Consider the following 14,502-nt stretch of genomic DNA (forward strand, 5'->3'; position numbering starts at 1 on the left):
GCGTGCTCGGCCCCGCCCTCTCAGCCGAAAGGCCCCTTTCGCGATGCGCATTCTCGGAATCAACGCGCTCTTCCACGATCCTTCCGCGGCACTCGTCGTCGACGGCCGTACGGTCGCCGCCGCCGAGGAGGAGCGGTTCTCCCGTCGGAAGCACGGCAAGCGGCCGGTCCCCTTCTCCGCCTGGGAGCTGCCGGAACAGGCCGCGGCCTGGTGCCTGAAGCGGGCCGGCCTGCGGCCCCAGGACCTCGATGCCGTGGCGTACTCCTACGATCCGGATCTGGCGCGGCCGGCCGACGCCATGGGTCTCGACGACCCGTGGGACCACCTGCGCCAGAAATACGCGCGTGAGGCCCCGGGGTTCCTGGCGACGGCACTGCCCGGCCTCGACCGCGGCCTCGTGCGCTTCGTTCCGCACCACATGGCCCATGCCGCGTCCGGCGCCTTCGCGGCCGACGGCGCGGACCGCAGTTCCGTCCTCGTCCTCGACGGACGCGGTGAACGCGCTTCGCACCTGGCGGCCCGGCGGAGGGGCGACACGCTGGAGCCCCTGTACGCGCAGGACCTTCCTCACTCGCTCGGACTCGTTTACGAGGAACTGACCGAGCACCTGGGCTTCTTGAGGTCGTCGGACGAGTTCAAGGTGATGGCACTCGCCTCCCACGGAAGCCCGCGGATGCTGCCCGAGCTGCGCCGCTACGTGTACCCGACGGGCGACGGCGGGTTCCATGCCGTCGGCGTCCCCTGGACCGAGTTCTGTCCGCCCCGCGGCGCGGACGAGCCGTGGACCGGCGCGCACGCCGATCTCGCCGCGAGTGCCCAGGCCGTCTTGGAAGAGACGCTGCTGGACCTGGTCCGCTGGCTCCACGGCCGCACCCACGACGACGTGCTCACCCTCGCCGGGGGCGTCGCACTGAACTGCGTGGCCAACTCCCGCATCGCACGCGAGGGTCCGTTCTCGCGCGTGTGGGTCCAGCCGGCCGCCGGAGACGCGGGAACGGCACTGGGTTCGGCGCTGCTCCTCGCCGCAGGGGCGGGGGACGCACCCGAGCCCATGGCCGGCGCGGACCTGGGCCGCGACTGGTCGGACGCCGAACTCGGCGCCTGGCTCAAGACGGCAGGAGTCCCATTCGAACGGCCCCCGGACATCGCGTCCACCGTTGCGGAGGCGCTCGCCTCCAATGCCATCGTGGCCTGGTTCCAGGGCCGTTCGGAGTTCGGGCCGCGGGCCCTGGGACATCGCTCGCTGCTGGCGCATCCCGGACACGCGGGGAACCTGGAGCGTCTCAACGACGTCAAGGGCCGTGAACAGTTCCGCCCCGTTGCCCCGATGGTGATCGCCGAACGGGCGGCCGAGATCTTCGACGGACCGCTGCCCAGCCCGTACATGCTGTTCGTGCACGACGTGGCCTTCGATTGGCGCGAGCGCATCCCCGCGGTGGTCCACGTCGACGGCACGGCCCGCATCCAGACCGTCGACCGCGAGCGGGAGCCCCTGGTGGCACGGATGCTCGCCGAGTTCGAACGGCGCACCGGACTGCCGGTCGTCGTCAACACGAGCCTGAACACCGCCGGCCGGCCGATGGTCGACGACCCCCGGGACGCCCTGGAGTGCTTCGGCTCGTCGCCGGTGGACCTGCTGGCCATCGGGCCGTACGCCGTCCGCCGGGACGGCATCTTCCGTTCCGCTGAGGAAGGTTGACCGCGATGCCCCAGGCTTCGGCGCTGCCGCCGCCGTACGCGATCGTCGTGCCCACCCTAGGCCGGCCCAGCCTCAGGGCCTGCCTGGACGCCGTGGCGGACGCCGCGGCCGCAGGGCGCGGGCCCGTGCGGATCGTTCTCGTGCACGACCGTCCCGGGCCCGACGGAACTCCGCCCGCCCTGGACGTTCCCCCGGCGCTCCGCCCGATCACCGCCGTCGTGGCCGGCCGGGCCCGGGGGCCCGCGGCCGCCCGCAACACGGGGAGGCTGGCGGCGGGTCCGGTGCCCTGGATCGTGTTCCTCGACGACGACGTGGTGCCGGGACAGGGCTGGGGCGAGGACCTGGCGCGTGATCTGCTGTCCGCTTCCCGCGACACGGCGGCCGTCACGGCCCGCATCGAGGTCCCCCTTCCGCCCGGCCGCCGTCCCACGGACTGGGAGCGCAACACGGCGGGGCTCGCCACCGCCCGCTGGATCACCGCCGACATGGCTTTCCGCCGGGAGGCGTTGGACGCCGCCGGCGGCTTCGACGAGCGTTTCCGGCGTGCCTTTCGCGAGGACGCCGACCTGGCCCTGCGCCTGATCGGGGGCGGCTGGGTCCTGGCCCCCGGAACCCGCCGCACCACGCATCCGGTCCGGCCCGCCGACCGTTGGGTCTCGGTTCGGCTCCAGGCCGGCAACGCCGACGACGTACTGATGGGCCGGCTGCACGGGCCCGACTGGTGGGGGCGGGCGGGTGCCCCCCGCGGGCGGCTGCCGCGCCATGTCGCCGTGACTGCTGCCGCCGCCGCGGCCGTGGGCTGTGCGCTGGCCGGCCGCAGGGGCGCCGCCGCCCTGTGCGCGGCCGGCTGGGCGGCGGGCACCGCCGAGTTCGCCGCCGCCCGGATCGCACCGGGCCCGCGCACCCGGTCCGAGGTCGTCACGATGGCGTTCACGAGCACGGTCCTCCCTGCTGTGGCGGTCTGGCACTGGCTGCGCGGGACGGCCGTGCACCGCCGGATCCGCCGAGCGGATCCGGCGGCGCCGCCCGGGAGCCGCTCGCCGGACCCGCAGGAGACTCCCCGCGAGCAGGTGCGGTCGTGAGGCACCGGCCGGTCGGAGAGAGCTCCGTCGGCGGAGCCTCCGCCGCGGCCGTCCCCTGGCTGTGGGAAGCCGCCGGTCCAGTCCGCAGTCGTCGACTGTCGGGGAAGGCCGGCCGGATTCCGGAAGCGGTCCTCTTCGACCGTGACGGCACGCTCGTCGTCGACGTCCCGTACAACGGCGATCCCGCCCGCGTCTCCCCCATGCCCACGGCGCGGGCCGCCGTGACCGCGCTGCGCGAACTCGGGATTCCGGTCGGTGTCGTCACCAACCAGTCGGGCGTCGCCCGCGGGCTCCTGACGCAGCAGCAGGTGGTTGCGGTACGCCGGCGCGTGGACGCACTGTTCGGGCCGTTCGACGTGTGGGCCGTGTGCCCCCACAGTCCTGCGGACGGCTGTGGCTGCCGCAAGCCCGCACCGGGCCTGATCCTCGCCGCGTGCGAGCGGCTGGGCGCGGCCCCCGAACGCACTGTGGTCGTCGGGGACATCGGCGCCGACGTGCGGGCCGCCTCCGCGGCGGGGGCACGCGGGGTGCTGGTGCCGACGCCCGCGACCCGTCTCGAAGAGGTCGCGGAGGCCGGCGAGGTGGCCCGCGACCTGTGCGCCGCCGTCCGGCTGGTCTCGTGCCCCGCCGGCTCCGCAGCCGGCCGTGGCGGCACGGACGCCGTGCCGGCGCGGGGGCGGCCGCGCGGTGCCGACGGGGGCGGCGGTGCCGGATGAACGCCCCCCGCAGTGTCGTCGTACGCCTCGACAGCGCCGGGGACGTACTGCTGGCCGGTCCTGCCGTGCGCGCGGTGGCGGCCGGCTCGTCCCACACCACGCTGCTCTGCGGGCCGCAGGGCGTTGCCGCGGCGCGGCTGTTGCCCGGTGTGGACCAGGTGCTGGTGTACGAGGCCCCCTGGGTGGGGCTGGAGCCGCGCCGCACCTCGCGCGAGGAGTGCGGCCTGCTCGTCGACGCCCTGGCAGCCGGCCGCTTCGACCGTGGCGTGATCCTCGTGTCCCATCACCAGAGCCCGCTGCCGGCGGCGCTGCTGCTCGCGCTCGCGGGAGTGGAGCGGGTCGCGGCCGATTGCGAGGAGTACCCGGGATCCCTGCTCGCGCTGCGCCACCGTCGGCTGCCGGGACGCCACGAGGCTGACGCGGCCCTCGACCTGGTGCGCGACTTCGGTTTCGCGCTGCCCGACGGCGACGACGGTGCACTACGCGTGTGCGTCCCACCCGACACGACGCGGTTGACGGGTCCCGAACCGTATGTGGTGCTGCACCCCGGAGCCGCAGTGTCCGCCCGTGCCTGGAGCGCCGCCAGGGCTGCCCGCGCCGCGGCCGCCCTCCACCTGGCGGGCCATCGGGTGGTGGTCACCGGCAGCCCTGCGGAGAAGGGGCTGACCGCCGAGGTGGCCGGCCGCCACGGACTGGACCTGGGCGGCGCCACGGGCGACCTGCACGAGCTGGCCGGTGTCCTGGCCGCCGCGCAGGTCGTGGTGGCGGGCAACACGGGTCCGGCCCATCTGGCCGCCGCCGTGGGCACGCCCGTGGTGTGCCTGTTCGCACCCGTGGTGCCGGCCGACCGGTGGCGCCCGTACCGGGTGCCGCACGTGCTTCTCGGCGATCAGCGGGCTTCGTGTGCGGGCAGCAGGGCGAGGGTCTGCCCTGTGGCCGGACACCCCTGCCTGGATTCGGTGGACGACGACGAGGTGCTGGCGGCCGTCGCCGGACTCCTCACGGACGGCCCGCCGGGCGGCCGCGGACCGCGACCGCCCGAGCCGAGCCAGACCGATGGAGGAGTGACCGTATGAACATCCTGCTGTGGCACGTGCACGGTTCCTGGACGACCGCCTTCGTCCAGGGGCCGCACACCTACCTCGTACCGGTCACCCCGGACCGTGGACCCGACGGGCTGGGGCGCGCCCGCACCTTCAGCTGGCCCGGCTCCGTGCGGGAGGTCACGCCGGCCGAACTGGCCGACGCTCCGGTGGACCTCGTCGTGCTCCAGCGGCCCCACGAGATGGAGCTGGCCGAGCGCTGGCTGGGCCGCCGCCCCGGGCGCGACGTTCCCGCCGTCTATCTGGAGCACAACGCACCGGACGGCGACGTGCCGCGCACCCGCCACCCCTGCGCCGACCACGGGGACCTGACGCTCGTCCACGTCACCCACTTCAACAAGCTCTTCTGGGACAGCGGTGCCACCCGCACCGAGGTCATCGAACACGGCATCGTCGACCCCGGGCACCTCTACACCGGTGTGCTCCCCCGCGCGGCGGTGGTCACGAACGAACCCATCAGGCGGGGGCGTCACACCGGAACGGACCTCCTGCCCGATCTGGCCCGGGCGGCGCCGTTGGACGTCTTCGGCATGGGCACCCAGGGCCTCGCCGAGCACCTGGGGCTTTCCGCGCAACGGTGCCGCTCGTATGAGCTCCCCCAGCGCCAGCTCCACGCGGCGATGGCGGAGCGCCGCCTGTACCTGCATCCCGTTCGCTGGACCTCACTGGGGCTGTCGCTCCTGGAGGCCATGCATGTGGGCATGCCCGTCGTGGCACTGGCCGCCACGGAGGCCGTGGAGGCCGTCCTGCCCGGCACCGGGGTGTTGTCCACCCGGCCCGAGGTGCTGGCCCGGGCAGTCGTCCACTATCTCAACGAACCCCAGGCCGCTGCCGAGGACGGCGCGCGCGCCCGGCAGGCCGCGCTCGAACGCTATGGCCTCAAACGCTTCCTGGCCGATTGGGAGCGCCTGATGACGGAGGTACGGTCATGACGCCCCCCGCCGCCCGTCCGGTACGGTCGCCCCACCGGCTCCGGCCCCTGTCGCTGGCCCTGGTCTCCGAGCACGCCAGCCCCCTGGCGACACTCGGCGGTGTCGATGCCGGCGGCCAGAACGTGCACGTGGCCTGCCTGGCCGGGGCGCTGGCCGACCGAGGTCACAGCGTCACGGTGTACACGCGGCGGGATTCCCGGGACCTCCCGACCATCAGCCGATGGCGGCGGGGTGTGACGGTCCACCACGTGCCGGCCGGGCCTGCCGAACGGTTGCCGAAGGACGAACTGCTTCCGCACATGCGGGAGTTCGCTTACTACCTGATGCACCACTGGCGGCAGACCGGTCCGCCCGACCTGGTCCACTCGCACTTCTGGATGTCCGGGGTCGCCTCGCTGGCGGCGGCACGGGAACTCGGCCTGCCGATGCTGCACACCTATCACGCGCTGGGAACCGTCAAGCGGCGGCACCAGGGTGCCGCCGACACCAGTCCGCCCTCGCGCATCGGCTGCGAGCGCGAGGTCGGATTCGGCTGCGACCGGGTCGTGGCCACCTGCCGCGACGAGGTCACCGAACTCGCCCGGATGGGCCTCCCCGAGACCAAGGTCGACGTCGTTCCGTGCGGCGTGGACACCGAACGGTTCCGGCCCGACGGACCGGTCCCCGAGCGCGGGACCGCCCACCGCCACCGGCTGCTCCAACTGGGCCGGCTCGTCCCCCGCAAGGGGGCGGCCCTGTCCATCGCCGCTCTCGCCCACCTGCCGGGCGTGGAACTCCTGATCGCCGGCGGCCCGGCCCCCGACCGCCTCGACGCCGACCCCGAGGTGCGGCGGCTGCGCGCCGTCGCCCGGGGAGCAGGCGTCCTCGACCGCGTGCACTTCGTCGGCGCGGTGCCCTGCGACGGCGTGCCGACCCTGTTGCGCAGCGCCGACGTCGTGCTGTGCCCCGCGGACTACGAGCCGTTCGGCATCGTGCCCCTGGAGGCCATGGCCTGCGGTCGGCCCGTGGTGGCGAGCGCCGTCGGCGGCCAGCAGGACACCGTCGCCGACCGGGAGACCGGGCGGCTGGTACCGCCCGGAGACGTACGCGCGCTCGCGTCCGCCACTTCCGAGCTGCTGGCCGACGACACCGTACGCCGTGCGTACGGTGCCGCCGGCCGGCGGCGCGTCCTGGACCTTTACGGCTGGTCCCAGGTGGCCGCCGCGACGGAACGGTCCTACCGTTCGGTGCTCGCCGGGCGGCTCGTGGTCGCCGGGACGCCATGACCCAGCGCTGCCCGTCGTCCGTATGCCTTCCGCCCGATGCCTCCGGCCGGCCAGGACCGGGCCGGCCCCCGCGCAGTACCGATCGCCCGAAGGAGGTGGGGTGCGGCGCGCTCCCCCCGGCAGCCGCACCGACGCCATGAGCCGATCTCCCGCAATCACCGGAGCCCAACAGCACTGCCAGGCGCTCGAGGACGCGCTGAGACGTCTGCGCGTCCACGGTCTGGACCAGCTCGCCGGCTGGGGTCACCGGCTCGCGGCGGTGCTCCCCGCCGGAGGCCGCCTCCTCGCGGCCGGCAACGGCGGCAGTGCGGCCCAGGCGCAGCATCTGACGGCGGAGCTGGTCGGCCGCTACCGCGAGGAGCGGCCGGCCTACTCGGCGATCGCCCTGCACGCCGAGACCTCCAGCGTCACCGCGATCGGCAACGACTACGGATTCGAGCAGGTCTTCGCCCGGCAGGTCGCGGCGCACGGCCGGGACGGTGACGTCCTGGTCCTGCTGTCGACGTCGGGGCGCAGCGGCAACCTGCTGGCGGCCGCGATGACGGCCCGTGCGGCGGGCGTGGAGGTCTGGGCCCTGACCGGTGCCTCTCCCAACCCGCTGGCGGAAGCCGCCGACCAGGCCCTGTGTATCGACGCGGCCTCCACGGCGACCGTGCAGGAGGCCCACCTGGTGGCCGTGCACCTGCTGTGCGAGTCCTTCGACACAGCCCTCGCCGCCTCCGGTACCGCCGCAGTGAACTCGGCGCCCCGGCGCGCCGTCGCCCGTGTCCGGAGCACGCGATGAGCGGCCGCGAACCGCTGGTCGTGGTCGGTGACGTCCTGCTGGACCGCGACGTCCGAGGCGTCGTGTCGCGTCTTGCTCCGGACGCCCCGGCGCCCGTCGTCGACGTCACGGACGACTTCTCACGGCCCGGAGGCGCCGGATTGGCCGCCGTGCTGGCCGCCGGTTCGGGCCGCGAAGTCGTCCTGGTCACGGCACTGGGCGAGGACAGTGCCAGCGACCGCGTGCGGGAGGCACTGAGCGGCCGTGTCCGGCTGGTGGAGCTTCCTCTGGAAGGCTCCCTGCCGGTCAAGACGCGAGTACTGGCCGACGGCCGCCCCCTCGTCCGGATCGACCGGGGCGGCGGCGAGGTCGGCCCCGTCAGCGCTGCCGTGGCCCGGGCACTGGCCCATGCGCACGCCGTCCTGGTCGCGGACTACGGCAGGGGCACGGCGGAGGCACTCCGGCCCCTGCTGACCGGCACCGCGCGCCGCGTCCCTCTGGTGTGGGACCCGCACCCGCGGGGCGGACCTCCGGTGCCCGGCGCACGTCTGGTGACACCGAACGCGGCGGAGGCGACCGTGTTGTGCCCCGATGACGGAAGCTCCTTGGCGGCGCACGCCCGGCGCGGCGCGGAGCTGGCGCAGCGCTGGGGCGCCGCTGCCGTGGCCGTCACCCTCGGCGAGCGGGGGGCCCTGCTCACCCGGCCCCTGTCCACGGCGCCGATGCTCGTACCCTCCCCCTACCGGGCCGTGGGCGATCCGTGCGGAGCGGGCGACTGCTTCGCCGCCGTGGCGGCCTGCGCACTCGCGGACGGGGGCCTCCCGGAGGAGGCGGTACAGCTGGCGGTGGCGGCTGCCGCGGCCTTCGTGGCGGCCGGCGGGGCCGGTGATCCCGCCCTGTGGCGAACAGCCGCCGAGACCGGCCTCGTCCGCCCTCCGGGCGGCGACGCTTTCGCGCTGGCCGCCGGCGTACGGGCTCGCGGCGGCACGGTGGTCGCCACGGGCGGCTGCTTCGACCTGCTGCACGCAGGACACGTCGGCCTGCTGGACAGCGCGCGGCGGATCGGTGACTGTCTGATCGTCTGCGTGAACTCGGACGACTCACTGCGACGGCTCAAGGGGCCGGGGCGCCCCCTGAACCCGTTGGAGGACCGGGTACGGGTGCTGGCGGCCCTCGGCAGTGTCGACGCCGTCGTGGCCTTCGAGGAGGACACGCCCGAGACACTGCTGGGCCTGCTACGGCCGGACGTGTGGGTCAAGGGCGGCGACTACTCGGCCGACGATCTCCCCGAGGCGCGGGCGCTGCGCGCCTGGGGGGGTCAGGCCGTCGTCCTGCCCTATCTCGACGGCCGTTCCACGACCGGTCTCGCCGATCGCGCGGCCCGGGCCGCCTCGGTGGCCCGGCCCGGGCCCTGAGCGTGCCGGGACGGCACGCGCCCGGTCCCGGTCGCAGCCGGGCCTCGTACGCCTCGCGCCCGCGGTGATCAGGCCGCGGTGCTCAGCCGGGCACGGGCGGGCACGACCGCATCGGGCACGGAAATGAACGCCCCGCTGCGGGGCCTGCGGCCTCTCAGCAGATATCCCGTGGTCACGAACGTGGCGACGGCCAGCCCGCCCGCGATCAGCGTGACCCGGACGCCGGCCAGCTCCATGAACAGTCCCAGCATCGGCGGCGCCGCCAGGCCCCACACGGTGCGGATGCTGGACCAGGCACCGAGTACCCGGCCCCTCATCTCGGCGGGCGGGTCGGTCTGGAGCACGGTGGACTGTGCGGTGTCCCCGACTGATTCCGCCACCGCCATGGGCAGGACCAGGACCAGCAGCACCAGGAGGGAGGGGGCCAGTCCGGCGAGAATCTGCAGGAGCGCCCCGGCCAGGGTCAGGACGGCCACCATGCGGACGCTGGGCTTGCGCAGCCGGGCGCCCAGGATCGCACCGACGATCCCGCCGGCGGCCAGCACCGTGGAAACCTTGCTGAAGGAACCCGCGTCACCGGCGAGGGGACCGGTGACCAGCACCACCAGGGTGAGGGAATAGTTGCGGCCGAACAGTGCACTGACCCCGTTGAGCGCGGCGAGGGCGACCAGTCGGGGACGCCGCATGAAGAACGCGAGTCCCTCCCTGGCGCTCATGCCCCGAGCCTCAACCGCTTCCGGCGCCGGCTGCGCGGCGGGAGCGGGTACCCCCGACCCGGTTGCCGCCAAGGGGCGTGCCGCCTTGAGGAAGGGGATCACACAGGCGACGAAGAGGAACGACACCCCGTTGGCCGCGTAGGCCGCCGCCGTCCCCAGGAAGCCGACGGCCACGCCGGCGAGGGCGGCGCCCGCGAGCCGCCCGGCGCTGTGGACCAGCGAGCCCACTCCGATGGCGGACGGCACGTCCGGGGCGGGAACGAGATCGTTGCCGAGCAACGCGCACGCGGGACCGTCGACCGTGGCTATCAGTCCGGTCACCGCGGCGAGCGCCAGCAGCACCGGGAGGTCGAGGCGGCCCAGCGCGACGAGCACGGCCGTCACCAGCGCCACCGCACCGAGCAGGGCCTGAGCGACGGCGGCGGTCAGCTTGCGGGGCCAGCGATCGACGGCCGCGCCGCCTGCCAGCCCGAGGAGCAGGCCGGGTGCCATCTGGATGGAGACGGACAGACCGGTGGCGGCGGCCGATCCCGTGATCTGGAGGACCAGGAGGTTCTGCACCGTCAGCTGCATCCACGTGCCCGCGTTGGACACGAAGTTCGCGACGGCCCACCAGCGCATGCTGCGGTAGCGGAGCGACCGCCACGGAGAGCGGTCGTGGCTGGGGGCGGAGGAGGACGCGGAGGAGGGCGCGGAGACAGTGACAGACACAGGCGGGACCCAGGACGGAGCGCGAAGCGCAAGAGGCGGAAGGCGGGGCGGGGAACGGGCGCTCCGCACCGCCGGCGCGCGCGGCGACGCCCGGCAGCAGAAGGGGGAGGAACGGTTCCGCGGACCATGGTGGCAGAACCTGTTGCCCGCGCGGGCGGCCTGAGACGTCCGGCGGCCCGTTCGCGGGGCCCGCGCCCTGGACTGCCAAGGCCGAGGGGGCAGCCGGTGTGTTTGCTCACAGCGGCCGTCCCGAGCCGGCCGCACACCTTGCGGACCAACCCGGCGTGCCCCGCAGGACCGTCCTCGGGACAGTGGAGTGCGGCAGCCGCGCGACGCGGCTTCCCGCGGTCGCAGCCGCCCTGCGGCGACGCGGGTGGGAGGCCGCAGGTGCAGATCTTCATCCTGGCGACAGCAGCCGGGCGAGCGGCCCTGCCAGCTGGGGAAGGACCTCATGAGTGCGCACGACGCAGCGGGCCCCGCTCAGGCGCGGCGGGTGCCCGCGGACGGCCGCCCGCAGCTGCTGGTCCTGCGGGCCCTGGGCCTCGGCGACCTGCTGACGGTGGTGCCCTGCCTGCGGGCGCTGCGCAGGAGCATGCCGGGGTGCGACATCGTCCTGGCGGCACCCGCCCGGCTGACCACCGTCGCGGTCGCCACCGGCCTCGTGGACCGTGTGCTGCCCACGACCGCGCGAGGCCGCGGCGTTCCCTCCGAACTGAGCTGGCCGGGACCGCCTCCTGAGCTGGCGGTGGACCTGCACGGGAACGGGCCGCCCAGCCATCTGCTCCTCCAACGGCTGCGGCCCCGCCGGCTCCTTGCCTACCGGCACGCGCAGACCCCGGAGGTCGTCGGCCCCGAGTGGCGCGACGACGAGCACGAGCGGGAGCGCTGGTGCCGCCTGCTGCGCTGGTACGGCATCGACGCCGACCCCATGGACCTCTCGATCGCCGCCCCGCCGTGTGCCTCACCCGTCCCGGGTGCCGTCGTCGTCCACCCCGGGGCCGATGCCGGTTCACGCCGGTGGCCCCCGGAACGGTTCGCAGCGGTCGTACGTGCCCTGCGCCGGGCGGGCGAGGACGTGGTCGTCACAGCCGGCGCGGGCGAGGGGGCGCTGGCGCGGCGGGTGGCGTGTGACGCCGGGCTGCCGCGCGAGGCGGTGATCGGCGGCTCCGGTGACGTGCCCTTCCACGAGCTCTGCGCGCTGGTGGCCGGCGCGCGATGCGTCCTGGTGGGCGACACGGGTCTGGCGCACCTCGCCACGGCCCTGGGTACACCGTCCGTCGTCCTCTTCGGCCCTGTGGCCCCCCGCCTGTGGGGCCCGCCGCCTCACGCGAAACACCGGGCGCTCTGGTGTCCCCGCGCGGGCGAGGACCCGTTGCGGCCGGGCGACGCACACGCCCCGCTGCCCGACGCCCGACTCCTGCGCATCACCGTCGGCCAGGTGGTCGAGGCGGTTCTCGGCCACTGCCCGTGAACGGTCGGGCAAGGTGGCGGCGCCGAATCAGGTGGCGGAGAACCGGTTGGACGGGCCTGCCCGGGTAGGCGCCCGACATGGACGCGGTCAACCCCCTGGCAGTGGTCACCGGCGCATCGAGCGGCATCGGATACGAGCTGGCCAGACAATTCGCCGAACACGGCTATGACCTGGTCATCGCGGCGGAGGACGCCGCCATCGCCTCCGCCGCCGCCACGCTGCGCAAGCAGGGCACGGGCGTGGAGGCCGTCCGGACGGATCTGACCACCGGGGAGGGCGTCGAGCAGCTCCACCGTGCCATCACGGCCACCCGACGGCCCGTCGCGGCTGCGGCGCTGAACGCCGGTGTCGGGCAGGGCGGCCCCTTCCTGGCAACCGATCTGGCGGACGAATTGAAGATCATCGACCTGAACATCACGTCCACGGTCCGCCTGGCGAAGCGGCTGCTGCCGGACATGGTGGAGGACGGTGAGGGGCGGATACTCATCACATCATCGGTCGCGTCGACCATGCCCGGCTCCTTCCAGGCCGTGTACAACGCGAGCAAATCGTTCCTCCAGTCTTTCGCACAGGCACTCCAGAACGAGTTGAAAGACACCGGAGTCACGGTCACCTCGCTGATGCCCGGTCCGACCGAGACGGAGTTCTTCGAACGGGCCGACATGCTGGACACCAAGGTCGGCCGGTCGGACAAGGACGATCCCGCCCAGGTGGCCGCTCAGGGCTTCGAGGCGATGATGGCCGGCAAGGACAAGGTCGTCGCCGGCTCCTGGAAGACGAAGGCGCAGGGCTTGGCCCAGCGCGTCCTGCCCGACCGCGTCAAGGCAGAGGTCCACCGCGCCATGGCGGACCCGGGTTCCGCAGGCAAGGGCTCAACCGGCGATGGGAAGCACCCCGCACGGCCACAGCGAGGTGTCGGCTTCGGAGGATGAACGCCGGCGATCGCCTTTCCCGGCAGCGCATCGGGACGCCCGCTCGGCCCGCGCGAGATGCGGCACGATCGTGTCACCCGCACCATGACCGTGACACCGGATCGTCGATGAAGGGTTACGTCGTGCCTCGAGGATCAAGCCCCAAGCGCGAGCGCCAGTACGAGCACATCAAGGAGTCGGGTGAGAAGCGCGGTATGTCGGAGGGCCGTGCGAAGGAGATGGCCTCCCGCACGGTGAACAAGGAGCGCGCACGCTCGGGGGAGAGCAAGACGGCGAGCCGCAGCTCCACTCAGGGCAAGTCCGCCTCGCAACGGGGCGGTGAGAAGTCCCGAGGCAGCGGCAGCTCCTCCGAACGCACCAAGGACGACCTCTACCAGGAGGCGAGGAAGCGAGGCATCGAGGGCCGCTCGACGATGACCAAGCAGCAGCTCAAGAACGCTCTGGGCCACTGACGGCCAGAGGGAGTTGTCCCTTCCCCCGGCGGTTCGCGGCGCCGCGCCGCCGAGAGGAGTCAGCCGGGTGGGGGCGCCCGTGCGGCGCGCACGCCGCACCGCCGCTCCACCCGCCTCGAGCCCGTCCTGCCCCCACCCATCTGACGGCTGTACGGCCGTCGTCGCGCACGTACGCCCCCGAGCGAGGGGCCGCCCGGCCGAAGGCCCCTCCCCGGTCCTGGAGCTGGACGTGGAAGCGGGCCTGACCCGTCCCGAGATCTGCTGCGCCACCCCGAGCAGCTTCGAGCGGCTGATGGTTTTCCGGATGCCTCCCGAGGCCGACGGGCAGGAGGAGGCGTACGTCGGGGCCACGCCACCCTGAAGAGAGGTCCCCTCACCCACGTCCGCGTCCACCTCACGGCGCTCGGCGGCATACGGACAGCCGGCCTGCCCGAGGCCCGTCGCCCCGGCCGGCTGAGGCCCGCGCACGGCGGCGGCCGGACGCCCGAGCACGCCGACTGGCCGCCGGCCGGGTTCCCGGTCGGCGGCAGCCGACTGCTGCGGTACCCCCGTCAGACGGAAAGGGCTTCGAGGAGATCGCCGACCTGCGGATCGGGCAGCGAGCGGGCGACATCGGCCTGCGCGACGATCCCGACGAGAGTGTGGCCGTCGATGACCGGCAGACGGCGGACCTGGTGCTCGCTCATGGTCCGCAGGATCTCATCGGCCTCGTCGTCGGCGCCGATCGTGACCGCTTCTCCCTGCGCCAGTTCGCCGGCCTTCACCTGCGCGGGGTCCTTGCCCGCGGCGAGGACCTTCACGACGATGTCCCGGTCGGTGAGCATCCCCTTCAGCTTCTGGTCGTCCCCGCAGATCGGCAGCGCGCCGACTCCGTGCGAGGCCATCTTCTTCGCCGCCTCCAGCACCGTCTCCTGCGCGCCGATGCAGGTGGCATCCGCTGTCATGATCTCCCGGGCGGTGGTCACGGTGATCCCTCCTCGTACCTCGGATGACTTGTCAGTGGCTGTAGGGCGCCTGCCCGGCCGACCCGTCCGTACACGACCCGGAGGCAAAGCGCTCTGTCCGTTTCGTGGCGGGGGTTCCGACGACGATGCCCGCTGGTCAGGATGCGGCGCCCACGCTCACAGGTCCGGCGCCTGATCACGTAAAGGCCTGCGAGGGCCAGGGCAACGAACAGGAAGCAAAAGGCCGCAGGCATCGCCCAGTGGGTGGCGTCGGGGGCGTGTGGTCAGTGGATCCGAAGGC

14 protein-coding genes are annotated in these 14,502 nt (G+C 73.9%); 12 read left to right on the plus strand and 2 right to left on the minus strand.

Annotation, left to right across the window (positions count from 1 at the left end; genetic code table 11):
* Positions 1 to 43: 43 nt before the first annotated feature.
* The 8 genes from ACZ6JS_RS23165 (at position 44) to rfaE2 (ending at position 8,975) form a co-directional block, all read left to right on the plus strand.
* A complete protein-coding gene (locus tag ACZ6JS_RS23165) occupies positions 44 to 1,699 on the plus strand; it encodes a carbamoyltransferase family protein (protein WP_469300480.1) in 1,656 nt (551 codons plus the stop codon).
* 5 nt (positions 1,700 to 1,704) lie between these two features.
* A complete protein-coding gene (locus tag ACZ6JS_RS23170; RefSeq protein WP_469300482.1) occupies positions 1,705 to 2,781 on the plus strand; it encodes a glycosyltransferase family 2 protein in 1,077 nt (358 codons plus the stop codon).
* Positions 2,778 to 3,497, plus strand: coding sequence for a D-glycero-alpha-D-manno-heptose-1,7-bisphosphate 7-phosphatase (locus ACZ6JS_RS23175; protein ID WP_469300484.1), 720 nt, complete (start codon positions 2,778 to 2,780; stop codon positions 3,495 to 3,497). Before ACZ6JS_RS23170 ends, ACZ6JS_RS23175 begins: the two co-directional genes overlap by 4 nt.
* Positions 3,494 to 4,573: a glycosyltransferase family 9 protein gene (locus tag ACZ6JS_RS23180; RefSeq protein WP_469300486.1), complete on the plus strand. Its 1,080-nt coding sequence runs from the start codon at positions 3,494 to 3,496 to the stop codon at positions 4,571 to 4,573. The genes ACZ6JS_RS23175 and ACZ6JS_RS23180 overlap by 4 nt, the downstream gene beginning before the upstream one ends.
* Complete coding sequence (locus tag ACZ6JS_RS23185) at positions 4,570 to 5,532, plus strand: glycosyltransferase (protein WP_469300487.1); 963 nt, start codon at positions 4,570 to 4,572, stop codon at positions 5,530 to 5,532. The genes ACZ6JS_RS23180 and ACZ6JS_RS23185 overlap by 4 nt, the downstream gene beginning before the upstream one ends.
* Positions 5,529 to 6,797: a glycosyltransferase gene (locus ACZ6JS_RS23190; RefSeq protein ID WP_469300488.1), complete on the plus strand. Its 1,269-nt coding sequence runs from the start codon at positions 5,529 to 5,531 to the stop codon at positions 6,795 to 6,797. Before ACZ6JS_RS23185 ends, ACZ6JS_RS23190 begins: the two co-directional genes overlap by 4 nt.
* Before the next feature lie 136 nt (positions 6,798 to 6,933).
* Positions 6,934 to 7,581 carry a D-sedoheptulose-7-phosphate isomerase gene (locus ACZ6JS_RS23195; protein WP_469300550.1) on the plus strand — a complete coding sequence of 216 codons (648 nt, stop codon included), beginning with the start codon at positions 6,934 to 6,936 and terminating at the stop codon, positions 7,579 to 7,581.
* The gene (rfaE2, locus tag ACZ6JS_RS23200) at positions 7,578 to 8,975 is read left to right on the plus strand and encodes a D-glycero-beta-D-manno-heptose 1-phosphate adenylyltransferase (RefSeq protein ID WP_469300490.1); all 1,398 of its coding nucleotides are present in this window, start codon (positions 7,578 to 7,580) and stop codon (positions 8,973 to 8,975) included. Before ACZ6JS_RS23195 ends, rfaE2 begins: the two co-directional genes overlap by 4 nt.
* A gap of 68 nt (positions 8,976 to 9,043) precedes the next feature.
* On the opposite strand, the gene ACZ6JS_RS23205 is transcribed toward rfaE2, so the two are convergent.
* Complete coding sequence (locus ACZ6JS_RS23205) at positions 9,044 to 10,312, minus strand: MFS transporter (protein WP_469300552.1); 1,269 nt, start codon at positions 10,310 to 10,312, stop codon at positions 9,044 to 9,046.
* 541 nt (positions 10,313 to 10,853) lie between these two features.
* Here ACZ6JS_RS23205 and ACZ6JS_RS23210 point away from each other — a divergent pair.
* From ACZ6JS_RS23210 to ACZ6JS_RS23225, 4 genes are all read left to right on the plus strand, one after another.
* Positions 10,854 to 11,873 carry a glycosyltransferase family 9 protein gene (locus ACZ6JS_RS23210; RefSeq protein WP_469300491.1) on the plus strand — a complete coding sequence of 340 codons (1,020 nt, stop codon included), beginning with the start codon at positions 10,854 to 10,856 and terminating at the stop codon, positions 11,871 to 11,873.
* Between the two features lie 77 nt (positions 11,874 to 11,950).
* A complete protein-coding gene (locus ACZ6JS_RS23215; RefSeq protein ID WP_469300493.1) occupies positions 11,951 to 12,805 on the plus strand; it encodes an SDR family NAD(P)-dependent oxidoreductase in 855 nt (284 codons plus the stop codon).
* 122 nt (positions 12,806 to 12,927) lie between these two features.
* A complete protein-coding gene (locus ACZ6JS_RS23220) occupies positions 12,928 to 13,257 on the plus strand; it encodes a plasmid stabilization protein (protein WP_469300494.1) in 330 nt (109 codons plus the stop codon).
* A gap of 229 nt (positions 13,258 to 13,486) precedes the next feature.
* Positions 13,487 to 13,618 (plus strand): hypothetical protein, encoded by a 132-nt coding sequence (locus ACZ6JS_RS23225; RefSeq protein ID WP_469300495.1) that lies wholly within the window; start codon positions 13,487 to 13,489, stop codon positions 13,616 to 13,618.
* Positions 13,619 to 13,808: 190 nt separating this feature from the next.
* Here the strand turns inward: ACZ6JS_RS23225 and ACZ6JS_RS23230 are convergent, their stop codons facing one another.
* Positions 13,809 to 14,222, minus strand: coding sequence for a CBS domain-containing protein (locus tag ACZ6JS_RS23230; RefSeq protein ID WP_469300497.1), 414 nt, complete (start codon positions 14,220 to 14,222; stop codon positions 13,809 to 13,811).
* Between the last annotated feature and the right edge of the window lie 280 nt (positions 14,223 to 14,502).

This window comes from Streptomyces sp. NPDC046349 (genome assembly GCF_055587885.1).